Source organism: Cyclonatronum sp., from assembly GCF_022565315.1.
In the GTDB taxonomy this organism is placed as follows: Bacteria; Bacteroidota; Rhodothermia; order Balneolales; family Cyclonatronaceae; genus Cyclonatronum.
In genome coordinates this window covers 1-24,021 of record NZ_JAIUMX010000005.1, presented here as the reverse complement: position 1 = coordinate 24,021, position 24,021 = coordinate 1, and the positions used below count along the sequence as shown (strand labels likewise).

15 protein-coding genes are annotated in these 24,021 nt (G+C 51.0%); 11 read left to right on the top strand and 4 right to left on the bottom strand.

All coding sequences use genetic code 11. From position 1 onward, the window contains the following. Positions 1 to 15: 15 nt before the first annotated feature. Positions 16 to 1,212, top strand: coding sequence for a GTP-binding protein (locus LAT75_RS02005; protein WP_291480945.1), 1,197 nt, complete (start codon positions 16 to 18; stop codon positions 1,210 to 1,212). Between the two features lie 79 nt (positions 1,213 to 1,291). Here the strand turns inward: LAT75_RS02005 and LAT75_RS02000 are convergent, their stop codons facing one another. The 4 genes from LAT75_RS02000 to LAT75_RS01985 form a co-directional block, all read right to left on the bottom strand. Further along, complete coding sequence (locus tag LAT75_RS02000) at positions 1,292 to 1,861, bottom strand: DUF420 domain-containing protein (protein ID WP_291480944.1); 570 nt, start codon at positions 1,859 to 1,861, stop codon at positions 1,292 to 1,294. Between the two features lie 39 nt (positions 1,862 to 1,900). After that, positions 1,901 to 2,863, bottom strand: coding sequence for a hypothetical protein (locus LAT75_RS01995; protein WP_291480943.1), 963 nt, complete (start codon positions 2,861 to 2,863; stop codon positions 1,901 to 1,903). 130 nt (positions 2,864 to 2,993) lie between these two features. Next, the gene (locus tag LAT75_RS01990; RefSeq protein WP_291480942.1) at positions 2,994 to 3,353 is read right to left on the bottom strand and encodes a hypothetical protein; all 360 of its coding nucleotides are present in this window, start codon (positions 3,351 to 3,353) and stop codon (positions 2,994 to 2,996) included. A 113-nt stretch (positions 3,354 to 3,466) separates the two neighbouring features. After that, a complete protein-coding gene (locus LAT75_RS01985; protein WP_291480941.1) occupies positions 3,467 to 4,465 on the bottom strand; it encodes an asparaginase in 999 nt (332 codons plus the stop codon). A gap of 432 nt (positions 4,466 to 4,897) precedes the next feature. Here LAT75_RS01985 and LAT75_RS01980 point away from each other — a divergent pair, with 432 nt between their 5' ends. The 10 genes from LAT75_RS01980 (at position 4,898) to LAT75_RS01935 (ending at position 23,936) form a co-directional block, all read left to right on the top strand. Next, positions 4,898 to 7,024: an elongation factor G gene (locus tag LAT75_RS01980; protein WP_291480940.1), complete on the top strand. Its 2,127-nt coding sequence runs from the start codon at positions 4,898 to 4,900 to the stop codon at positions 7,022 to 7,024. Between the two features lie 510 nt (positions 7,025 to 7,534). Next, positions 7,535 to 9,376 (top strand): phosphoenolpyruvate carboxykinase (GTP), encoded by a 1,842-nt coding sequence (locus LAT75_RS01975; protein ID WP_291480939.1) that lies wholly within the window; start codon positions 7,535 to 7,537, stop codon positions 9,374 to 9,376. Between the two features lie 223 nt (positions 9,377 to 9,599). Then, a complete protein-coding gene (locus LAT75_RS01970; RefSeq protein WP_291480938.1) occupies positions 9,600 to 10,379 on the top strand; it encodes an enoyl-CoA hydratase-related protein in 780 nt (259 codons plus the stop codon). Between the two features lie 142 nt (positions 10,380 to 10,521). Beyond that, positions 10,522 to 12,027 carry an NAD(P)/FAD-dependent oxidoreductase gene (locus tag LAT75_RS01965; protein WP_291480937.1) on the top strand — a complete coding sequence of 502 codons (1,506 nt, stop codon included), beginning with the start codon at positions 10,522 to 10,524 and terminating at the stop codon, positions 12,025 to 12,027. A gap of 18 nt (positions 12,028 to 12,045) precedes the next feature. Beyond that, a complete protein-coding gene (locus LAT75_RS01960; RefSeq protein WP_291480936.1) occupies positions 12,046 to 12,639 on the top strand; it encodes a rhomboid family intramembrane serine protease in 594 nt (197 codons plus the stop codon). Positions 12,640 to 12,644: 5 nt separating this feature from the next. Next, positions 12,645 to 13,517, top strand: coding sequence for a rhomboid family intramembrane serine protease (locus tag LAT75_RS01955; RefSeq protein ID WP_291480935.1), 873 nt, complete (start codon positions 12,645 to 12,647; stop codon positions 13,515 to 13,517). A 149-nt stretch (positions 13,518 to 13,666) separates the two neighbouring features. After that, a complete protein-coding gene (ispG, locus tag LAT75_RS01950) occupies positions 13,667 to 14,899 on the top strand; it encodes a flavodoxin-dependent (E)-4-hydroxy-3-methylbut-2-enyl-diphosphate synthase (protein ID WP_291480934.1) in 1,233 nt (410 codons plus the stop codon). A gap of 440 nt (positions 14,900 to 15,339) precedes the next feature. Next, a complete protein-coding gene (locus tag LAT75_RS01945) occupies positions 15,340 to 17,073 on the top strand; it encodes a peptidylprolyl isomerase (protein WP_291480933.1) in 1,734 nt (577 codons plus the stop codon). Positions 17,074 to 17,082: 9 nt separating this feature from the next. Continuing rightward, positions 17,083 to 19,959, top strand: a complete 2,877-nt coding sequence (locus tag LAT75_RS01940; RefSeq protein ID WP_291480932.1) for a TonB-dependent receptor — start codon at positions 17,083 to 17,085, stop codon at positions 19,957 to 19,959. 29 nt (positions 19,960 to 19,988) lie between these two features. Continuing rightward, complete coding sequence (locus LAT75_RS01935; RefSeq protein WP_291480931.1) at positions 19,989 to 23,936, top strand: T9SS type A sorting domain-containing protein; 3,948 nt, start codon at positions 19,989 to 19,991, stop codon at positions 23,934 to 23,936. Positions 23,937 to 24,021: the final 85 nt, after the last annotated feature.

Below are 24,021 nucleotides of genomic sequence, written 5' to 3'. Positions count from 1 at the left end.
CTAATTGAATTTCTTATGGAAAATAAATTACCGGTAACCGTGCTCAGCGGTTTTCTCGGCGCGGGTAAAACTACCCTGCTTAACCATATTCTTTCCAACCGGCAGGGCCTGAAGGTTGCTGTAATTGTGAATGATATGAGTGAGGTGAATGTGGATGCAAGGCTTGTAGAAGAAGGTGCTCACTTATCCCGCACGGAAGAAAAACTCGTTGAAATGAGCAACGGCTGTATTTGCTGTACACTGCGGGAAGATCTGATCGAAGAAGTGGCAAGGCTTGCCCAAAAAGGAAGCTTCGATTACCTGCTGATAGAAAGCACCGGTATTTCTGAGCCGCTGCCTGTGGCCCAGACTTTTTTCTTCGAAAGCGAAGATCTTAAACTTCCGCTCGAATCTGTTACCAGGCTTGATACGCTGGTAACAGTGGTAAACGCCGCTGAATTTGCTTCTGATTTCGGCTCGGCCGACACCCTTGCCGGCCGGGGGCTGGGAAACGATCATACAGATACCCGGCCGCTCGTAAATCTGCTTACCGATCAGATCGAGTTTGCCAGCGTCATCATTTTAAACAAGGCAGATCTTGTGAGCCGGAAGCAGCTTGATGAACTCAGGGCTATTATGGGCAAACTGAACCCTTCGGCCCGCATTTTAACGTCAAGTTTCGGGATGGTTGACCTTCATGAAATTCTGAATACAGGGCTTTTCGACTTTGAGGCAGCGGCGGGTTCACAGGCCTGGATTGATGAGCTTGAAAAAGAGCATACACCTGAAACTGACGAATACGGAATTTCTTCTTTTGTGTACCGGGCACGTAAGCCGTTCCATCCCAAACGGTTTCTGGATTTTGTGCAGGTCGATTACCCCCGGGAGGTGTTGCGCTCAAAAGGCCTGTTCTGGCTTGCAAGCCGTCCGGATCAGGCACTGAATTTCAGTCAGGCCGGAGGTTCGGTGCGGGCTGACCGCGCCGGCAGCTGGTGGGCTTCGTACAGCAGCGGGCAGCGGCTGAGCAGCGCACTGTATCTCGAAAACCGGGAAAGGATTGAATCGCGCTGGGATAGTGTTTTTGGCGACCGCATTACCGAGCTGGTTTTTATCGGTATTGGCATGGATGAATCCGAAATGCGCGCAAAGCTTGACAGTTGCCTGGCAACAACCGACGAATACCGCGCCATGCTTACCGATGAGCTTGCCGCTGAAGACGGCTGGCCGGTTTAGGCCAGGAAACACATCCCCCTAAAAAAAGAGCCTCACCCGTAAAGAATGAGGCTCTTTTTCAGGCACCCGTGAGTGAAACTCAGGTGTATGCATTAAGCATAAAGAAAATAACCACGCCCGTAACAGAAACATAAATCCAGATGGGGAAGGTAAACTTTGAGATAGTGCGGTGAAGCTTGAATTTTCCTGCAAAGGCAAAGAAAAAGCTTGAAAGAATGAGCGGCACAACCACAACCGACAAAATAATGTGGGAAATAAGAATAGTGAAGTAAACCGGCCGTATAGCGCCTTCGCCCGGGAATGGGGTGTGGCCCACAAAATTATGATAAAGCACGTAGCTGATCAGAAAAACGGCTGAGGCTACAAAGGCGGCAAGGTTATAGCGCATGTGCTGCACAAAGTTGCGCTTTTTGATTTCGATAAAGGCCAGCACCAGAAAGATTGTGGCGATACTGTTTACCGTAGCATTTACGGCCGGCAGCATATAAACCCAGTTCGGGATGAACTCAGAACCGCCCCGGAAATAAATCAGCCAGAACAGGAAAATGAGTACCAGCCCGCTGGCAATCATAATGCCTACTACGGCACGGGCAACCGTAAGATTTTTAAAGGCTTCAATAGTGACGTCTATTTCGAAGGTTTTTTCCATAATAATCGGGAGCTGATTCTGAAGAATATCCAGGTTGTGTTAAACGGTTTGTTTTTTCATGCGGCGGGCTTTTTCACCCAGCACATACTGCAGGTAAAGGTATTCGAGCGCGATACTTTCGCAACCTTTCCAGTTTTTAGTAGCTTCAGAAAACTGCGCTTCGGTTGCTGTATCCGGATTAAGGCCGTAAGATAAGGAAATCCACCGGCGAAGGCCTTTTTCTTCCCCTTTTTGGAAGTTTGACGGAAAAGAAGCATCCGTGCGGTTCCGAAAGAGCATCAGGTCCTGCGCGGTAGTTGGGCCTATGCCGCGTATGCCGAGCATGGTTTCATAAAAAACATCAGGCGGCAGCTGCTCGAGCTTTTCCATGGATGGCAGCTCTCCGGAAACCAGCAAATCTGCCAGGCCGGTAACATACTCGCCTTTACGCAAAGACAGGCCGTGCTTTTTCAGGGATGCGGGGTCGGTACCAACCAGCTGATGCGGGCGGGGCCACGCACTTACGCGGCCCAGGTTGCTTTCGAGGCGCGTGCCGTGCTGTTCGCGTACGCCGTACACCATTTTTTTAGCCGTGGGTTTATGGCTTATTTGTGCTATGATGATGCGGTTCAGGGCGTCTTCAAAAAAAGTAGCGCGGCTCATGCGTTTAAAGCCGTAGGCTTCCTGAATGAGTGATGCCAGAAGCGGATCATCACTGGCTTGTTCGTAGAAGGGTTTTAAATCCAGCTCAGTACCCAGAATGCGTGAGAGTAGCCTATTGGCCTGTGCTACTTCACCGGAGGTAAGATGATCTTCGCATTCGATATGAAAAGCCGGGTTTTCTGCATCCCCGTTAAAAAAAATGCGCACCAGTATATCGCGGTCTGCAAGGGGAAGCGGGCGCAGCATACCGTTATCGGGAATCTCAGCAGGATCGTGTTCGTGGTCGAAGTAGGAATCAATATCCAGTGAAATAAAAAAATCGTGTGGCGGAACAGATTTTAGTTTCCAGCTAAATGGCATCAGAAAGGGTTTTTTTACTTTGTTCTGAATTTGGGGTATAAACCCGCACTTGCAGGGTATCGTTTTGAAGGCGCTGCTGCATTTCAGAAATACTGCAGGCTGAGTTGCGGGTAGTTATTGTTTACAGGCCTTAGAGGGCTACAAAACCGTACATTTTCAGAAACAGAAATAAAAACAGGGTTACGCTTAAAGAAAGCAGAAAAGTAACCCTCACCTGTATAACGCGGTAGCGCACCAGCATGGGCAAAACCACAAACCAGAGGATGAGCGTAGTGCCGGCCATGTAGATGGTATGCGCCCTGAAAATGAATTTAATGAGCCAGCTGAAAATGGTTGATATAAAAGTTATGATGCCTGTGGGTTCAGTAAAGATACCGATGATAAGCCCGCCTACTTCAACGCCTGAAATGCTCATGTGCATGAACAATGCCAGTACAAGCAGCAGGGAATAAATAATGGTGATGATGTTTTTAGAAGAAGTTTCCGACATGGGTTGAGCGTGCGTTGGGTCCGGATTGCAGGGTAAAGTTTAGGCCAAAGATACGCACTGCGGTACTGATTCCGTCATATTCAATTTTACTGAAGCGAAAAGCGGTGATTCGCTTATCGGATGGTGAGCTCGCCGCGTAACGAACGCATGTAAGCATCGCGAATCTGATACGGGCTGCTGTACCTGCCAAGCAGAAACATCATTTTAGTGATGGCGGCTTCCATGGTCATATCGCCGGCGCTGATAACACCCCGTTCGCGTGCCATGCGTCCGCTGCTGTATTTTTCAAGATCAACGGCGTCAAAAACGGCCTGTGAAGCCATCACCATAAAAATGTTGCGTTCGAGGCAGGCCTCCAGAAAAGGAAGCAGGCTGTGCTCGCCGCTTACGGGAAAGTTTCCGCTGCCATACCCGGAGATGATCACCGCCCGGGTATTATCGTTCAGCAGGCTTATATAGCGCGAAGGTTTGATACCGGGGAAGAGCCGAAGCACCATCAGCTCTTCACTGAAAACAGGATAGCATTCCATGGCGCTGCCACCGGGGCGAAGGGCGTGCTTCACATGTATATCAATGCCGATTTCAGCAAGAGGCGGGTGGTTAGGGGAGGTGAAGGCCGTGAAATCGCCTATGCTCATTTTGGTGGAGCGGTTGCCCCGCAGAATTTTGTCGTTGAAGCAAATCGCGACTTCACAAAACGGCAGGGTTGCCATCTGCACGGCGTTGATGAGGTTGCGGCCGGCATCAGAGCGGATAACACTGAGCGGTACCTGGCTTCCGGTGAAAATGACCGGTTTGGCCAGGTGTTTAAAACAAAATGAAAGCGCCGAAGCGGTGTACGCCATGGTGTCGGTACCGTGAAGTACAACGAAGCCGTCGAATTGCTGATAATTCGATTCAATAGCCCGCGCAAGTACAACCCAGTCAGACGGGCTGAGATCAGAGCTGTCTTTGAAAAACAGATCAAGGCACTGAATCTGTGCAATTTCCGAAAGCTCCGGAATGTGTTTTTTAAGGCTGTCGGACGGAAGGTTATCCATCGCTCCGTCTTCATTACGGCGAATTTGCATGGCAATGGTGCCGCCGGTTTGCAGTAACAGAATGCGCTTCATGGGCAGTAGTAAACAGTCGGTAAGGTTAATCGGAATAGCTGTGCAGAAGGTAAGTTAAAAAAAGCCAAAAAGCTGAAGGGATGCAAATCTCATAATAGGATAGGAATATTGGAAATTGGATATTTTTACTTGTATCATTGGCTAAATTCTGATTAATTGAAGGTGCAAATAAATCAGCAAATTCATTCGCTATAAAGGAGGAGAACCAAAAGTTCAACACAGGGCCGGCGCAGACCATCCGTTTATCGGCTTCATAAGATTCGGCAGCATACAGGTACTGGCAACACTTAATAAAGGGATTTGACATCATGCCGCTGAGTTACGTAACCGGACTAATCACGCCAGAATACAGGCTTCAGGCCTGAGCATCTTTGTAGCGGCAACCAACCATATCACAACGGCAAAAGCTGCCGAAAAGAGGAGAATAAACGTATGAATGTGTACAAAACCGACAAATTACGGAATGTCGTCCTGCTGGGTCATTCAGGTTCAGGGAAAACCACCCTGGCTGAAACTATGGCCTTTGAAGCAGGATCTATAACACGAAGAGGCTCGGTAAGTGCGGGCTCTACGATGTCTGATTACCACCCGATGGAGAAGGAAAAAGAAAAATCGGTATTCACGACTGTGCTTAACCTGGACTGGCGCGGCCACAAAATAAACCTCATTGATACACCGGGCACTGCGGATTTTATCGGAGAAGTTGTTGCACCGCTGCGTATTGCACGAAATAATATTTTTGTAATTAATGCCGAACATGGTGTTGAAGTAGGTACCGACCTGCTCTGGAAGTATGCCCGCGATTTCGGAACAACTTCCATGATCGTAATTAACAAGCTTGATCATCCTAATGCCGCTTTTGAAAAAGCTGTTGATAGCTGCAAAGAGCGTTTTGGCCGTTCCGTTGTTACCATTCAGTTTCCCTATGAAGAGGGGCAGGGTTTTAACGCCATCATCGATGTGATGAAAATGACCATGTATGAATTCCCGGAAGATGGCGGAAAACCGGAGAAGCTCCCCATCCCCGAATCCATGAAAGCGCGCGCCGACCTGCTGCATAATGAGCTTGTTGAAGCTATCGCAGAAAACGATGAAATGCTCATGGACCTTTATTTCGAGAAGGGTACTCTTGATGAAGAAGAACTCATCGACGGTTTCCGCAAAAGTATGCGGGCCGGCACCATCCATCCGGTATTCTGTGTCTCAGCAGAGCGTAACATGGGCACGGGCCGCGTGATGGGCTTTATTGATGCCGCCATTGAATCGCCTCAGGACGGCGTGCCCTCAACCCTCGAAGATGGCAGCGAGTTCGTAATTTCGCCGGATAAACCGGCATCTGCCTTTATCTTCAAACATACCAATGAAGAGCATGTCGGGGATCTTGTTTATTTTAAAGTTACGAGCGGTATTCTGAAGCCGGGTATCGATTTGTATAATGAACGTACCAACAACACCCTGAGAATAGGTTCGCTTTTTGTGCCGCAGTGCGGAAAGCGGATTGAAGTACCCGAACTGTACGCGGGAGATATCGGCGTTGCCGTAAAATTAAAAGACTGTACCACCAACGATACGATTTGCGATAAGGCACATCCGGTAAGTTTCAGGAAGGTTACCTACCCCGAGCCGACCATCAGCCTTGCTGTACTTGCTGATAGCGGCAGTGAAGAGAAGGTAGGTATGGCACTGAACCAACTGCAGCGCGAAGACCCGGCACTCAGGGTAGATCACAACGCCGAACTGCGTCAGCTCATTCTGAGCGGTCAGGGAGAAGAGCACCTTAACAAAGTGAAGCATGTGCTTGAAAATCAGTACAAGCTCCATATTGAATTCGGGGATACCAGAATCCCTTACCGGGAAACCATTTCGAAAGGAGTAAAAACGCATTACCGCCACAAAAAGCAGTCGGGCGGTGCCGGGCAGTTTGCTGATGTACACCTGTACATTGAGCCCTGGACCGAAGGCATGGCCGACCCTCCGGAACTGAACGTTCGCGGGCGCGATGAGCATCAGCTCGAATGGGGTGGCAAACTGGTGTTTTATAATTGCATTGTGGGTGGTGTAATCGATAACCGCTTCATGCCCGCTATTCTTAAAGGCGTGATGGATAAAATGGAAAACGGGCCGCTTTCAGGATGCCGGGCAAGAGATATCCGCGTGTCGGTTTTCGACGGGGCCATGCACTCGGTTGATTCAAACGAAGCTGCTTTCAAAACGGCAGGGATGATGGCCTTTAAAAAAGGCTTTCTGGAAGCAGGTCCTAAACTGCTTGAGCCGGTTTATGAGGTAGATGTGCTCGTGCCGGCAGAGTTTATGGGTGAAATCATGACCGACCTTTCCGGCCGCCGCGGCCAGATAGTGGGCATGGATTCTGAAGGAAGCCTGCAGAAGGTTACCGCACGTGTACCGCTTGCCGAGCTTGGCCGCTACACCACACAGCTCAAAAGCATGACACAGGGCCGTGCTACCCATACCCGTCGCTTTGTGGATTATGCACAGGTACCACGAGACATTCAGGATCGTGTAATGAAAGAAAACGCTGAAAAAGAGGAAGACGATTAAGCTTCACCGCTTTTTCGCGTGAACTAAAGCAGCCTGGAAAAATGAGACCGGTTTCTTCTTAAGGAGCCGGTTTTTTTTTGCGGGCCGGAAGGTGAGTTCGGGCAACCGAAACCCCGCACTGTGCAGCCCCGGCACCCGGCGGAAGTACCGATAAAGCACAAAAAAGGATTAGCCTGAGGCACAATCAAAACCTTCAAAAACAGCCTGATAAGTATATAACAAAATTGTGTTTATCAGCAAAGTGTATAGCGATTGTTCATACCTCTTCTTAACACTAAATAAACAATTCAAATTTGTATATCAGAAATAAAAGCGCTTTTTTGAAATGTAACGCACGCAAAAAGGTAACAAGCTAATATTGGTAACAATATTCTAATATCAAGGTTTGAATTAGATACTTCCCCTTCATATATTAGAGGCGTTGTCACTCAGGGCTGTTTACCATGAAGCTGGCAATCAACCAAAATCATAATTCTGTTATTTCAGACGCAAAAAAGCGGAGTAAAATTTATGAGCTATAGGAATGAAGTAAAACATAAAGAACTGGTAGCATGGGTCGAAGAAATGGCCGCACTACTTAAGCCAGACAGTGTTCACTGGTGTGATGGTTCTGAAGAAGAAAATGATGTGATGATCGACCGCTTGGTTAAGGGCGGCACTTTTAAGAAACTGAATGAAGAAAAACACCCTAATTCTTATGCTGCATTCTCTGATCCGAGTGATGTTGCACGGGTAGAAGACAGAACATACATTTGCAGCCGCCGCAAGGAAGATGCCGGACCTACCAACAACTGGGAAGATCCTGCCAAAATGAAAGAGACCCTTCAGGGGCTTTACGACGGCTGTATGAAAGGCCGCACCATGTATGTGATTCCTTTCAGCATGGGCCCGATTGGTTCTGATATTGCTGAAATCGGTATCGAAATTACCGACTCAGAATATGTAGTTGTAAACATGCGCATCATGACCCGCATGGGCCGTGATGTAATTAATGTTCTCGGCGAAGACGGCGAGTATGTGAAGTGTGTACACTCTGTTGGCGCACCTCTCGAGGAAGGGCAGGAAGATGTGCCATGGCCATGTAACCCCACTACCAAGTACATTGTACATTACCCCGAAGAGAAACTGATTCAGTCATACGGTTCCGGTTACGGCGGAAACGCCCTGCTTGGCAAGAAGTGCTTTGCTCTTCGTATTGCCTCTACCATGGCCCGCGACAACGGCTGGCTGGCTGAGCACATGCTCATTCTCGGTGTAGAATCACCTGAAGGTGAAAAAACTTATGTAGCCGCCGCTTTCCCAAGCGCATGCGGTAAAACAAATTTCGCGATGCTTATCCCGCCTAAAGAAATGGACGGCTGGAAAGTGACTACCATCGGCGATGATATTGCCTGGATTAAGCCCGGTAAAGATGGCAAGCTCTATGCCATCAATCCTGAAGCCGGTTTCTTCGGTGTTGCCCCTGGTACCAACTACGCAACCAACCCGAACGCGATGGAAAGCATCAAGTCCAACACTATTTACACCAACTGCGGCCTTACCGACGATGGCGAAGTATGGTGGGAAGAGAAAACCAAAGAAGCGCCGGCCAACATGACCGACTGGCAGGGCAACCGTTACGATCCTGCAAGCGGCAAGCCTGCTGCGCATCCTAACGCACGCTTTACGGCACCTGCTGCGCAGTGCCCTTCTATCGACCCCGCCTGGGAAGATCCTGCCGGTGTGCCTATCAGCGCCTTCATTTTCGGCGGCCGCCGTGCTTCTACAGTGCCTCTCGTTTATCAGGCCTTCAACTGGAACTTCGGGGTTTACCTCGCAGCTACCATGGGCTCTGAAATGACAGCCGCTGCCTTCGGTACCATGGGTAAAGTTCGCCGCGATCCTTTCGCGCAGCTGCCCTTCGCCGGCTACCATATGGGCGATTACATCAACCACTGGCTGCAGCTTGGCCGCGAAATCAACAACCCTCCGCGTATCTTCGGGGTTAACTGGTTCCGCAAAAATGCCGACGGCAAATTTGCATGGCCTGGTTTTGGGGAAAACATGCGCGTACTCCGCTGGATTGTGGAACGCGTTAAAGGTGAAACCTCAGCCGTTGAAAGCCCGCTCGGCTGGATGCCCCGCTACGAAGACCTCGACTGGAGAGGCCTTGATTTTAGCGAAGAGCAGTTCAACGAGGTGATGGATATCGATACCGAAGTATGGAAAGAAGAACTTCTTGGCCATGAAGAACTCTTCAGCAAGCTTTATGATAAGCTGCCGAAAGAAATTTTCTTCATGCGCGAGCTGCTCGTTTCCGGTCTGTGGCGCTCTCCTGAGCACTTCAGCCTTGCACCGGAACGCCCTCACTGAGGCACAGCAGAATTGCTATTATAGTAGTTAGTTAGTAGATGAAAAGTTTGAACACAAGCGGGTCGCCCTGAAAAGCGATCCGCTTTTTTTTAAACTGCCAGTGGTTAGCGCCGGGTATTATCCTTCACATTTTTGAACATTTCACTTCCGGAAAACAACTTATTTTAGCAGCTGTCTCAACCCGAAAGCCATTACTAACAGATTCGACTTATTTCGATTATATATGATTCTCACGGATATTAATCAGGGGCTTGGAACCATCAGCCTCAACCGGCCTGAAAAACGCAATGCACTAAATTTTGAAATGGTTGGGGCCCTTAAAGCGGCCTTTACCGATTTTTTTGCAAACGACAGTGTTAAAGTCATAAAACTGAGGGGAGAGGGTGATGTATTTTGTGCCGGTGCCGATCTTGAGATGCTGAAAAATCTGCAGGATGCCACCTACGAAGAAAATCTCAAGGATTCCCGGCACCTTGCCGAACTCTTTCGCATCATTCATGAAGGGCCAAAGCCTGTTGTAGCCGCTGTGCACGGGCATGCCATTGCCGGCGGATGCGGCCTTGCTTCTGTTTGCGACATCACCATTGCTGCTGAAAACGCTAAATTCGGTTACACTGAAACCCGCATTGGTTTTGTGCCGGCCATCGTAGCGCAGTTTTTGGTGCGCAAGGTCGGGGAAACACACGCCAGGAATTTATTACTCACCGGAAGCCTTATCGATGCCCGGCAGGCAGCCCGCATCGGCCTTATCAGCGAAGCCGTTACGCTTGAAAACTATCAGCAGACCGTGCATCACCTGATTTACGGGTTGATTCATAAATGCAGCGGTGAGGCCATGGCGCTCACCAAAAAACTGATCGGCAGGGTAAACGAGATTTCTTTTAATGAAGCTCTGGAGGAGGCAGTTGTACTCAATGCAAAAGCCCGCGGCAGTGATGACTGTCAGTACGGTATTAAGTCCTTCCTTGATAAAAAGCCAGCCATATGGTACGCAGAGCGCTGATAAATATAAGCTTACATAAAACATTAAACTGCTGCATACCACCAAAATGATTCATTTTGAGTTTGGTGCGAAGTACTTTGGGTAAATCATCGGGCAGTTAATTTTCAGAAACGCCTTAACAGTGTTTGCTGTTATCTCCGGCATGAAATCATCCAAGACTTTTAGAACAGACATTATTGTAATCGGTTCCGGCATGGGCGGCATGAGTGCTGCCTGTATGCTTGCCAAAGATGGCTACAAAGTAACCGTGCTTGAAGCTGCGCATGTGCCGGGCGGGTGCAGCTCATCCTACAAAAGAAAAGGCTACGTTTTTGAAAGCGGGGCCACCACACTTATCGGGTTCGACGAAAACCAGCCGCTGCGCACCCTTGAAGAAGAGCTTGGCATCAGGCTAAAAAAGCAGGAAATAAACCCCTCCATGACGGTACACCTTGGCGGGCAGCATATTATCCGTTATAAAAACCGGCAGGCCTGGCTTGAGGAATCTGTACGTGCATTCCCCGAAATACCGCGAAGCAATCAAAAAGCTTTTTGGGATGAAGCCTTTCATGTAGCCGATACCGTCTGGAAAGTATCGAAGCGCAACGTGTTTTTCCCGCCCAAGAGGGCTGCTGACTGGCTTCAGCTCGCCATCAACAACAACCCGACTGATGCTCCTGTGCTTCGCTATGCCTTTCAGAGCATGGCATCTGTGATGCAAAAGTTTGAGGTAGATACCCCGGTTTTCCGCCGGTTTATTGATGAGCAGCTCATGATTACTGCACAGGCCAAAGCGCACGAAACGCCCTTCATTTTTGGGGCAGCAGGCATAACCTACACCTCATATGCCAATTACTATGTGCCCGGCGGCCTGCTGAATATGGTGCGGCAGCTGGAAAAGCACCTGGTACAATCGGGCGGTGAGCTCAAAACCCGCAGGAAAGTAATCCGCCTTTCTGAGCATGAGCGCGGGGGCTACGTAGCAGAAACCGACAATGGAGAGCGCTATTTCGCCGGAAAAATTGTTTCCAATATTCCTATCTGGAATATGAAAGAGATTTCAACTGGCGAACTGGGTCTATACTACGAAAAAGAGTCGGAACGCTACGATGAAGCATGGGGGGCATTCACTATGGGGGTTGTTACAGGCGATGCCTACGATCAGCATCTCACTCTTCACCACCAACTGCATCTGCCAGCCGGCGAGCAAATGCCCGAAACCGAAGCCGGTTCTGTATTTGTCTCGATGTCGGCAAGGGGAGATACCTCCCGTGCGCCGGAGGGCGAGCGGGCCCTGAACATTTCCTGCCACACGCCAACCCGTAAATGGTTCGAAATGGGAGAGAGCTACGAAGCCACCAAAACCCGCGTGCAGGACTTCATACTCGATTTCCTCAGCAGAAACTTCCCCGGCTTTAAAGAGTCAGGCGTTAAGATGGCTTTCCCTGCTACGCCGGTTACCTGGCAAAACTGGGTTTACCGCAAAGACGGGCGCGTGGGAGGCATCCCGCAGAGCATGAGCCGCTCCCTGGTTGACTGGCCCCAAACCGAGGCGCCCTTCCCCGGAATTTATCAGTGCGGCGACACCTCCTACCCCGGTCAGGGAATTCCGGGCGTCACTTTAGGCGGAATAAACGTATATTACCGGATTAAGAAAAACGACAGTTAAACCACAATCCCCGAGAGATTGAATTATTATCAGACTTCCGCTTTTACGCCGGCTGTAAAACACCTGCTTATTATAAACGGGCTAACTTTTCTGGCGCTGAACACGCCGGCCCTGCAAAATTTGCTTTTCTTCAATTTTGCCCTTTTCCCGATTGAAAGCGGCATGTTCCGGCCCTGGCAGCTGATTACATACATGTTTCTGCACGGCGGCATGTTTCATATTTTTTTCAACATGTTCGCCCTGTGGATTTTCGGAACCGCCATCGAATCGGTTTGGGGTACCAAAACCTTCGCCCTGTATTATTTTGCAGCGGGAGTTGGGGCGGCCATCATCCACATGATAACAACCGGCAGCCCCGTAATCGGAGCTTCCGGCGGTGTATTCGCCATTCTGCTCGCTTTCGGGCTGATGTTTCCCAACCGGCGTATCTATATGCTGCTGATACCCGTAGGCATACCGGCCAAATATTTTGTGATTATTTATGGCGTGTTTGAGCTGATGATGGGCATATCCAACCTGCAGACCGGAATCGCGCACTTTGCCCACCTCGGCGGAATGATTGTCGGCTTTGTACTAATCCGCATCTGGAAATTACCAACCGATCTGGAGTAACCCCTATGTATCAGCAGGATTCTTTCGGGCAGGCATTTAAACGGGGCTGGCTGATGATGCCGCCGGGCATCAGATGGATCATTACCATCAACGTTGCGGTATTTGTGATCGGAATGCTGGGCGGGCGCGGCTTCAGTATTTTCCTGAATCAGAATTTTGGATTTTTTTCTGAACCGTATCTCACCTTTACGCAGCCCTGGCGCCTGGTAACCTACATGTTTCTGCACGGGGGCATTTTCCATCTGCTGTTTAACATGCTCTGGCTGTGGTTTTTGGGGAGAATTGTGGAAGACCACATCGGCACCAAGAACTTTCTCACGATTTATTTCGGCTCCGGAATCGGGGGCGCGCTGGTGAATACCGTGGTTACGTCCGTTTTCGGCGGGGCACTCATTCCCACCATCGGTGCATCGGGCGCGGTTTTCGGCATAATGGTTGCCTTTGCGATGCTGTTCCCGAGGTATAAGCTGATGCTTATCTTCTTTCCGCCTATCGAAGCCCGTTTTATTGTAGCCGGTTTAATTGGCATTGACATCCTCTTCCTTTCGGCCTCAGATAACATCGCCCGTATCGTTCACCTTGGCGGCGCGTTCTGGGGGTTTGTACTGCTCAAAATGTGGTACCGCGGCTACAACTACGACGCCTGGCTTACAGCTATCGGTGAAAAACTCAGGCCCAAAAAGAAAGCCCCTGAAATGCGGGGTCCGGCCGGTGCCGGCAAAAAATCAAAGCTGTATGCCGTGGATGACGCCGAAATTCTCGATGAAGTAGAACAGGATGAGCTCGACCGCATACTCGAAAAAATTTCCAAAAACGGCTACGACGGTCTTTCTGCTGAAGAAAAACGCACCTTGTTTGAACTCAGCCGCCGAAACTAATTCAGCTGTTTTCAGAACCAATCAGCACGCCTTTTTGTTATGGTGCCCTGAGAGTTACACGCTCATGGTTTCGCCATCTGTTTACCCGGCGAAACCGGCATCCGTTGTTTACCCGCTTTTTATTTCCGAATATTCAAATTAATCCGCGCATGATTTCCATCAACAGAAGAAAATCTTTACAGGTAATGGTCGGGGAGGTCGCCATTGGCGGAAGTGCCCCCGTTGTAGTACAAAGCATGACCAATACCGACACCGCTGATATCGACGACACCGTTAAACAGGTAGCCGAACTTTCGGATGCCGGTTCAGAAATCGTGCGCATCACCGTAAACAACAAGGAAGCAGCCAAAGCGGTACCCTATATAAAGGAGAAGCTGATCAAAAAAAATGTAGACACGCCCCTCGTTGGCGATTTCCATTACAACGGGCATGTGCTGCTTACAGAGTTTCCTGATTGCGCGCAGGCTTTATCCAAGTTCAGGATTAACCCCGGCAATACCGGCACCCGCGGGCGCGACAAAAATTTCTGCACCATTGTGGAACAGGCCGTCCGTTACAACAAGCCGGTGCGTATTGGGGTGAACTGGGGCTCTCTGGATCAGCAGCTGCTTGCTCAGAAAATGGACGAGAACAGCCTGCTGCCAGTACCCAAAGAATCAAAGGAAGTAATGATGGATACCATCATCGAAAGTGCGGTGCGTTCATCACAGCTGGCGCAGGATGTGGGCCTGGCGAAGGACAAAATCATCATCAGCTGCAAAATGTCCGGCGTGCAGGATCTGATCACCATTTACCGGCGCATGGCGGCCGTATCAGATCACCCGCTGCATCTTGGGCTTACAGAAGCGGGAATGGGGATGAAAGGCATAGTGGCAAGCTCAGCGGCCCTTGGTATTTTGCTGAATGAAGGCATTGGCGACACCATCCGCATTTCACTTACACCCATGCCCGGTGGCGATCGCGCCGAAGAGGTGCGGGTCGGTCAGCAGATTCTGCAATCGCTTGGCATCCGGAATTTCATCCCGCAGGTTACGGCCTGCCCTGGCTGCGGCCGCACCAAAAGCACCTACTTTCAGCAGCTCGCCGACGAAATTCAGGGGTACATCCGCGAAATGATGCCTATTTGGCGGGATGTGTACCCCGGTGTTGAGGATATGCACGTAGCTGTAATGGGTTGCGTTGTAAACGGCCCGGGTGAGTCTAAATATGCCGATATCGGCATTTCTCTGCCCGGTACCTTCGAAGAACCCAAGGCCCCGGTTTATGTGGACGGCGAGCACCGGGTTACCCTCACCGGCGATCATATCGGTCGTGAGTTCCGCGGCATGCTCGACGATTACATCATTAAGCGGTTTGGCCGTAAAGAAACGCAGCACGTCTGAAACGCGCCTTTTTTTATAAAACTGAAAGCCCGGTATCGCACTGATACCGGGCTTTTCTGCTTTCAGGGAAAGAGGCCTCAAAACGGCATGCTGCTGTCTCAACATTGTAAAATCAGAAGTTTACGGCAGCTGTGTTAAAATAAAGGTTCGATATTAGATTATTTTTCTTAGGCTTGTGCGAAGCCAAAAAAGAGAAGTTTTTAGTTTGAAAATGTAAGCGCTTTCACTATTTTTGAATCGTGCATGTACCCTTTCAGCCTGGCCATCCCGCCCGACTGAACTGCCTGATGCAATACCAGATGAACTTAATCCCCCTACAGCATTACAGATGCTTCGGCTGCCCGATTATTTACTAACTCCCAAAAGTGGTACAGGTATCAGCAACGGGTTTTTAGGTTCAGTTTTAATCATATTTGATTTCTTAATCGCTTGTCGTATTTATGGCCATCAGCCAACTCAGATATAAATTTTTTGTAATTAAACTGCTTTTCATTTCCTGCCTGCTTCTGCTTTTCATCGGTGTTTCCGGGTGTTCCCCCAAAGACACACAGCCTGATGCAGAACAGATTCTGGCCTCGGTTGGCAGTTACGAAATTACTCAAACCCATTTCCTAAATGAGCTACAGCGGTTTAATGCCCGTGCCGGCTACGGCATGAACCTCAGCCCCGATGTGATGGAAGCCGTGCTTAATCAGCGCCTGAACCGCTATGTAATTGTGGAATATGCGATGGCGCAGGAGTGGCACAACGAGCCCGATGTAAACCACATGCGTGAAATGATTGAGCGCAAAGCTGTTATGGAAGAATTTGAGCGCCGCTTCATTCTTGACAGGCTTACAATTGATGATAATGACCTGCGCGAGCTTTTCTACCGGGCAAACACCAGTGTTCGGGCTTCTCATTTATTTGCAAGAAACCGTAGGGAAGCTGATTCTCTCTTTGCACTACTGCAACAAGGTCATGATTTTAGTGAACTTGCAGCATCCGTATTTCAAAACCCGGAGCTTGCGCGAACTGGAGGTGATCTCGGTTTCTTCACCCTTGATGACATGGATATTTCCTTCGAAGATCAGGCGTTTCGCATGGAAATCGGTGAAGTATCTGGGCCGGTACAAACCAGCCGCGGCTTTTCAATCATTAAGGTAACGGATATCGTAACTACGCCCGTGATCACCGAAACGCAGTTCGCTAACCGCCGCAATGAGATTGCGGCAATAGCACGGGATCAAAAATCGGAACTTGCCGTCCGAAATCATCTCAGAAATACAATTGATACATTCGAATATGATCCTGACTTAATGCAGCGCCTCTGGGAAGATGTTCGCAATGATCCTGATGCGTATCTCGAATTTAACCCGGAGCTTAGCCGGCTTGAAGTACGGCTCTCCCCCGATGTGGCAGGCCAAACCCTGGTTACGCACGGGGATTTTGTGTTTACGGCCGATGATTTCCTGCGGGAAGGTTTTTTTACCACCTTCAGCCAGCGCCGCGAGGCCCGCAATGTGCATGATTTTACCGCTCAGGTGAAGGCGATGGCCTACCGCGCCATGGCTATGGAGCAGGCCCGAACGCACCCTGATTACAACGCCCGCTATGTACAGCGCACGGCCGACGAAACCTTCTACAATTACCTGAACCAGATGTTTGACGAGTACCTCGAAACCCTGGTACAGGTGACTGAGGCCGATATTCGTGAAGAATACCGCCGGAATACCGGCCTCTATGTTGAGCCGCTTCAGCTTGATATGGCCGAAATTGTGGTAACAAGCGAAGCTGCTGCCGATCAGGTCTGGGAAGCGCTTCAGAGTGGCCGCAATTTTGAGGATGTTTTGCGGCAATACACGGCCGACCCTGCTGCCCGTGAAAACATGGGCCGGCTCGGCTTCATTCCCATTAATCAGTTCGGTATGATGGCACCTTCGCTGGTGAGCATTCAGCCGGGCGAATATGCAGGCCCTTTTCAGATAACCGGTGCCCGCTTTCACATCTTTAAATGCCTGGGAAGAATCGAACCCAGGCAGCTGTCTTTTGAAGAGGCCATTCCGCTTGTTGAGCGGGCGCTGCGTGCTGAAGCCAAAGATCAGTTAAAAATACAGATAATCGGTGAAGCACGTGAGCAGTTCAACGCCACTGTTTACACCGACAGATTGCTTTCGATACCCATACAATTATAAGACAACAATATGAATAACGTTACGAAATTACTGTTCGCCGTTTTCGTATTCCTGTTTGCAGCCGAGAGTCTGCACGCACAGGCCGGCCGGATTACCGGTACGGTTACGGATGCGAGGGATGGCGAACCGATTATCGGGGCTCAGGTCATTATTCAGGGTACAACCCAGGGTACGACCACCGACTTCGACGGAAATTACCGGATTTTAAATGTGCGACCGGGTACCTACACCCTTGAGTTTCGCTACATCGGCTATACCACGCAGATTGTTGAGGATGTTTTGGTCAGAACCGATCTGAACACCGTGATCGACATGCAGCTTTCTGAATCAGTACTTGAGGGTGAAGAAGTTGTTGTAAGAGCAACCCGTGATGTGGTTATCCGTGATCTCACAAGTACGGAGTCGCGCGTGAGCCGGCAGGATATCGAGCGCCTTCCCGTTCAGGAAGTAGGTGATATCGTATCGCTTCAGGCCGGTGTTACGGTCGGGCCGGGTGGCAGCATTCACATTCGCGGCGGCCGTTCTTCAGAGGTTGCCTACATTGTAGATGGTGTGCGCGTTTCTGATGATTTCGACCGCGGGCAGGGCCTGCGTGTTGATAATCAGGCGATTGAGGAGCTTCAGGTTATATCCGGAGCGTTCAACGCTGAGTACGGGCAGGCTACCTCCGGTATCATCAATATTGCAACCCGTACCGGTACCAATAACTGGCAGGGAGGTGTACGGATTTGGGGCGGTGAATATGCTACAAGCCGTACGGGCCTGTACCCCGGCGCACCGGGCACATTTTCGGAAATCGACCCGCTGCATCAGTATAATATTGAGGGAAGTCTTTCCGGACCCATCATCCGCGATAAACTCACCTTCTTTGTGACCGGCCGCCGTTTCCGTAACGAAGGCTGGCTGTACGGCTACAACGCTTTTTCCCCGCAGGGGCCTATTGTGCCGCTTCAGGATGAAGCCGGTAATTTTACCTGGGAGCGCGGCTACAACGAAGTGCCGGTTAGCAACCCGGTTAACCGCTACGGTCATTTCATCAACCCTGATGATCCCTGGATCAATATTATCGAAAACGACGGCGAGTTTATCCGCTACCGCGATGAAGGTTTCCGCGACAGTACGATGGTTTCCATGCATCCGTTCGAGACCCTCAGCTTTCAAGGCAATTTGCAGTGGAATGCTACAAATAAACTCCGATTTAACCTGATTGGTAACTGGAGCCAGGAGTTCAGCCAGGGGTACAGCCACAGCGGCCGCCTGAATGCTTCGAACAACCGGCAAACTGAGCGGAACAGCTATTTTGCGAATTTCCGTACCACTTATACGCCTACGGCTAACATGTTCATGACTACCAACCTCGCCGTACGTTATAATGCGTTTGAGACCAATCTGTTCGGCAACCCCTACGACCCGCGTTACCTCAACTTTGAGCGTACGGGCGATTTTCCGCAGTCAGCACAACCGCAGGATGGCCGTTTTTCACGCTTCGGAACCAATAACGGTTTTTTTAACCGGAACACCACCACCATTATCGGTAAGTTTGAGTACAACCATCAGGTGAACGACCAGCACTTTGTGAAGGCTGGTATCGATATTCAGGCTGATGTGCTCAATTTCCGAAACTTCGGCCTTGTACCCGTTTCGGGAGGTGCTGACCTCGAACCTTTCCCGCAGGATGTGCTCGACCGCGAATTCCTGCCTGAACTGGGTATTCCACTCGAAAATACGATCGGCCATGAAGTATGGACCCGCAAGCCGCTTACCATCAGCGCTTACATTCAGGATCGTATCGAATATGAAAACCTGATTATCAATGCCGGTGTTCGCTTCGACTATTTTATGCCCAACGGCCGTATCCCCGCCTCTGACCGGCCGCGCCTGACACAGCGCTACGACGAGCGCGGCCCCGATTTCTGGACCGAAGCAAGCCCCAAATATCAGTTTAGCCCGCGTTTGGGTATTGCATATCCCATTTCAACCCGCGGTGTAATTCACTTCTCGTACGGCTACTTCTTCCAGGTGCCCGACTACACCCGCCTGTACAATGGCGATAAGCTCATCCTGGCGAACATCTCCGGTGCACAGGGGCCGTTCGGTAACCCGGACCTTCGGCCTGAGCAGAGTGTGAAATACGAGCTTGGTCTTCAACAGGAGATATTCACCGGTACTGCGCTTGACCTGAGCATTTTTTATGAGGATAAGCGCGACTATGTTTCCTCAGGCCCCATCAAACCAACGGCTATTCCGAGCGTGCGTTACGGTACCTGGATTAACCGCGATTACGCGAACATCCGCGGAATAACTGCTGCCATCAATCAGCGTGTAACCCGCCGGGTGAGCTTTGGCCTCGATTACACCTTCTCGATAGCCGAAGATTCCAACTCTGATCCTGCCGCCGAATTCTTCGCAGCCGTTGCCTCCGGCGATACGACTGGCAGCAACCTGGCACGCTTCCTCACCAATGCCAATTGGGACCGTACACACGTACTGAACTCATCCTTCTTCTATGCCCGCGATACCTGGGGCTTCAACATAGTGCAGCGGTTCAGCAGCGGACTGCCCTACACGCCGTCTTCAGCAGTTCCGCGCAGCGTAGGTATCACCTCCACCGGAGACATCATCACCAACAGCCTGCGGATGCCTGTCAGCTTTACCGTTGATCTCAACATGTACAAAAATGTACAGGTGAGCGGCTACACCATGGGCCTGTTCTTCAATGTGTATAACATCTTTGACGCACGGAATCCTAACTCGGTATTTAATGACACCGGAAGCCCGGACCTTCCGCTTAACCCGCTTGCTGATGCCGATCCCGGCTGGTACGCAAACCCGACCCGATTCTCAGAACCGCGCAGGGTGCAGTTCGGCTTTTCGATGCAATTCTAATGAAAAAGATTTCCAAAACACTACGGATTATGTCACTTAAGCAATCCTTACTTCTGATGTCGGCCCTGCTTTTTGCAGGCCTCATCACGGCTGAAGGCGTGCGGGCACAGGCTCAGACCGGCAACATCCCCAGCGATGAACGCTCTTCTTTCGAAGAACGGCGCAAATCTATTCTGGATGCCAACAACCTGCGTGCGACCTACCACAATTTCGGGTTTTCAGGGCGAACCACCGATGCTAATGTGGATGAGCTCTACTTCGAGTTTCCGAAAAATACCAACCGCCGCTACCTCTATTTTGTCTCTATTTTTACAGGTGCCGAAGTTATTGATCAGGTAACCGGTGAAACGATTCAGGCAGTTGTGGCGCCTAACTACCGTACCAATCCGCAAACCGGCGACAGCTGGGCCAAAAACCCGGTTGTGGGCTATTTCAACCCGGATTCCGATGAAATTGCCCGAAGTGACCGGGGCCCGGGCTCAACCCGGGGCAATACCTGGCCGGCTTTCTGGCCCGACAAGCTCGATGATCCGTCCGATCCCGGATGGCCCAACCAGTGGAATGGCTTCTTCGGCAAAGATATCTTCAATGCCGATCAGGAGTTCTATTACCGCTCCGGCGACGATCAGTACACACGGCTTTCTGCCGGTGGCAGCTGGCTTCCCGATCCGGAAGATCCGAGCCGCGGCGGCCTTGGCCTCGTTATGGATACCCGGATTCTTGCCTGGACGCAGAACCTGATCAGCAGCGTGCATTTCAATGTGTTTGAAATCCGCAACGACAGCCGCTTCGACTATGATAAAGTTTCGTTCATGCTCTGGACTGCCGACTGGGTCGGTACCCCGGAAAATGACCTCCCTTTCTTTGATCAGGAGCGCTCCATTGCGTTTTACACCGACATCCTGCCGACACAGTCGCCCCCTGAATTTGACGGCACTTCTATCGGGGTTGCGGCTATACGCTTCCTTGAAACACCCGGAAACGACATCGACGGTATCGATAACGACGGCGACAGTGACTTCTATCTCGGTGGCGGTCCGCTGTTCGATCCCGGAAATGTGGATCTCTACAGCCTCCTCACTGTTGACGGCGGCGGATTCATTTCTTCCAGGGATGTGCTGGCAAATGAAGTAGTTCCTCAATTTACAGCCGAGCAGTTTGCGGACCGTCAGCTTGTGCCCGGCGATCCCATTGTGCTCATCAATCAGGAAGGCAACCGACGCCTGTTCCGGTACCCGCCCGCTGCAGCCGGCGACGTAACCGTGATTACCTACGATGCCCGCGATGTAGCCCGCGAAGTACTGCTGCCAGCCGGCGGAATGACGGTACGGGAAGACACCGTTCAGGCGCGGCACCGCAACCTCATCGACGACGACCTCAACGGCCTTATTGATGAAAACCAGCCCAACCATCTCACCCTCACCCGCTTCCTGCCCGGTCAGTCGCAGCCGGTTACACGTCCGGTTCGCTTCATTAACTACCTCTGGAGCGGATATTACGAAGGGCATGCCGGCAACCCCGGTATTGATCCCGTAGGATGGGCTGAAGTAAACGGCGAATGGGTACCGACCGACAGCCTCGTGATTCAGCGCGGTATGATTATCCCCGACCGCTGGGTTGAGCGCCGCATACAAAACGATTCTGATTTCGCACAGCTCATCAACGACTATCAGGAATCCCTGCGGAACCTGTACAGCAGAATCAGCAATCCTATTTTTCCGGAATCCTTCTTTGACCGCTACTACCTGAATCAGTTTACGGCGGCTCCGATGATTGATGAATCGAGGGAAGACTTCTTCGACAATAATCAGGACTGGCGCATGCGCGACGACGTCGGTATCGACGGCGTTGAAGACACCGGATCAAGGGGAGAAGGCGACGGATTCCCGAGTTCAGGTGCCTTCACACCTTTCCCTGGCGAGCCAAACATTGATAAAACCGACGTTCGCGAAACCGATGCCATTGGGATCACCTCGGCTACCTCTATTCCTGCAGGCTCCCTTGAATTTAACGACGGTCAGATCTGGCGCCGCTATATGGTTCCCGGCTTATTCCCGCCGGCTCCGCCCGCCACACAGGATACCGATCAGATGATTACCTCGAGCTTCTTCCAGCTTCGTGCCGGTTCCATTCAGCGTTTTGCAATTGCAATTTCGGTAGCCCAAACAGGTACCTCAACCAACACCGCTGATCAGGAGCTGGTTACGCAGCAGCTCGAAAATGCATTCCGGGCTTTCGATGCCAACTATCAGTTCGCCATCGCGCCGCCCCCGCCGCTGCTTCGCGCTGTACCCGGCGACGGAAATGTGGTGCTCTATTGGGATGATGAAGCCGAAGCCGTTTTCGACCGCTTTCTCGATCGCCTCGGCGTGAATCCCCGTAACTTTGAAGGCTATCGCGTGTACCGCTCCACCGATCCGGCACTGGCTGACAGCCGCCGCATTACCGACGGCCGCGGAAACCTGCAGTTCCTGCAGCCGATTGCGCAGTTCGACCTCGCCAACGGCATCACCGGAAACCACCCGATCGATATAAACGGCCTGGAGTTCTACCTCGGTAATGACAGTGGGCTGCAACGGCATTTCGTTGATACCGACGTTATCAACGGGCGTCAGTACTATTATGTGGTAACTGCTTACAACAGCGGTGCGGCCATTGCCGACATCGCACCCTCTGAGTCGCCGGTGAATATCAGCATTAATCCTGACGGTTCCCTTACAGCCGGACAGAACGTTCAGCTGGTGATTCCCGGCGGACCGGCTGCCGGATATACCGGCCCCGCCGAAATTTCGGTAAACCGCATAGGCGGTACCGGCAACGCAACCGGCACAATCATTACCAGCATTTTTGACCCGCAGCAGCTTCGGGTTAATACCACCTACCGCATTGAGTTTCAGGATGAAGAGATTACGGCCAACGGCCAAACCTGGCGGCAGACAACCGGCTTCAATGTGACAGACACCACGAATGATCGCATCATCTTTGAAGAGCGCGAAGAATTCCGGGGAGAAGACCTGCCCGTATTCGACGGTGTGAAGATGATTGTGGTGAATGATGCTTTCGCGCCTTCATCTGTAGCAGGAGAGCGGCCGAATACCCGCCTGCGCATGAACAGCTGGACCAACCGTGCCGGAACCAATGTACCTGCAACCATCAGGGCCATCCGCCATAACGGAAGCACCTCGAACTACCGCATCGAATTCTTCGATACACGGCGCAATGCTGCTCTAACGCAGAGCAGCTCTGTGCCGGTTCAGGTACAGCGCGGCTCGCTCACAATGCAGGCGCCTGCCCGTGATGTCAACTTCCGTATCCTTAATGCCAAAACCAACGAGCTGGTGGAATTCGGCTACCTGCCACATCCTGCAATTTCGGATGCACAGCGCGGGCACACGGGTTTTGCAGCTGTTTACCGCGATGAGCTGCGCCGCACCGACAGCGACCTGATCTACATCAAGGAAACCAACCCGCTTACCGGTGAGAAGGAGCTTGCATGGGAACTTGTACTTGAGCCATTTGATGCAAACGCGCCTTACGCTGCGCAGCCGGGTGATGTGATCATCCTAAACCAAAGCAGCGAGTTTACCAGCGACGATGTGTTCGAATTCACTATTAATGAATCGCACATACCGGGTATTGATAATCAGCTCGCGCGCAATCAGATGGAAAATATCAGAGTGGTGCCTAACCCGTACATCGGTACGCATTTGGGCGAGCCGCGTCCGGCAGGTGCCGATCAGACCCGCGTGCGTCAGCTGCACTTCACGAACCTTCCGCAGCAGGCTACGATCCGCATCTTCAGCGTATCCGGCCGCCTCGTGCAGACGCTTCAAGTCAATAATTCAATCGATAACGGCCGCTATATCTGGGATATGCTCACCAAAGACAATCTCGAACTTTCCTACGGGGTGTACATCTACCATGTGGATGCCCCGGGTGTTGGTGAGAAAGTGGGCAAATTTGCGGTAATCAAATAGGGGCTAAATCAATGATTAAACAAATGAACACGAAATTGAGCATGAAAGGCACCCTTTTGGCTGCTTCCGCCCTTTTGCTGGTACT

Coding starts and splice junctions, on each gene's coding strand:
- LAT75_RS01945 (WP_291480933.1), top strand. CDS start 15,340: ATGGCCATCAGCCAACTCAGATATAAATTTTTTGTAATTAAACTGCTT.
- LAT75_RS01975 (WP_291480939.1), top strand. CDS start 7,535: ATGAGCTATAGGAATGAAGTAAAACATAAAGAACTGGTAGCATGGGTC.
- LAT75_RS01955 (WP_291480935.1), top strand. CDS start 12,645: ATGTATCAGCAGGATTCTTTCGGGCAGGCATTTAAACGGGGCTGGCTG.
- LAT75_RS01985 (WP_291480941.1), bottom strand. CDS start 4,465: ATGAAGCGCATTCTGTTACTGCAAACCGGCGGCACCATTGCCATGCAA.
- ispG (WP_291480934.1), top strand. CDS start 13,667: ATGATTTCCATCAACAGAAGAAAATCTTTACAGGTAATGGTCGGGGAG.
- LAT75_RS01970 (WP_291480938.1), top strand. CDS start 9,600: ATGATTCTCACGGATATTAATCAGGGGCTTGGAACCATCAGCCTCAAC.
- LAT75_RS02005 (WP_291480945.1), top strand. CDS start 16: ATGGAAAATAAATTACCGGTAACCGTGCTCAGCGGTTTTCTCGGCGCG.
- LAT75_RS02000 (WP_291480944.1), bottom strand. CDS start 1,861: ATGGAAAAAACCTTCGAAATAGACGTCACTATTGAAGCCTTTAAAAAT.
- LAT75_RS01980 (WP_291480940.1), top strand. CDS start 4,898: ATGAATGTGTACAAAACCGACAAATTACGGAATGTCGTCCTGCTGGGT.
- LAT75_RS01940 (WP_291480932.1), top strand. CDS start 17,083: ATGAATAACGTTACGAAATTACTGTTCGCCGTTTTCGTATTCCTGTTT.
- LAT75_RS01965 (WP_291480937.1), top strand. CDS start 10,522: ATGAAATCATCCAAGACTTTTAGAACAGACATTATTGTAATCGGTTCC.
- LAT75_RS01990 (WP_291480942.1), bottom strand. CDS start 3,353: ATGTCGGAAACTTCTTCTAAAAACATCATCACCATTATTTATTCCCTG.
- LAT75_RS01935 (WP_291480931.1), top strand. CDS start 19,989: ATGTCACTTAAGCAATCCTTACTTCTGATGTCGGCCCTGCTTTTTGCA.
- LAT75_RS01995 (WP_291480943.1), bottom strand. CDS start 2,863: ATGCCATTTAGCTGGAAACTAAAATCTGTTCCGCCACACGATTTTTTT.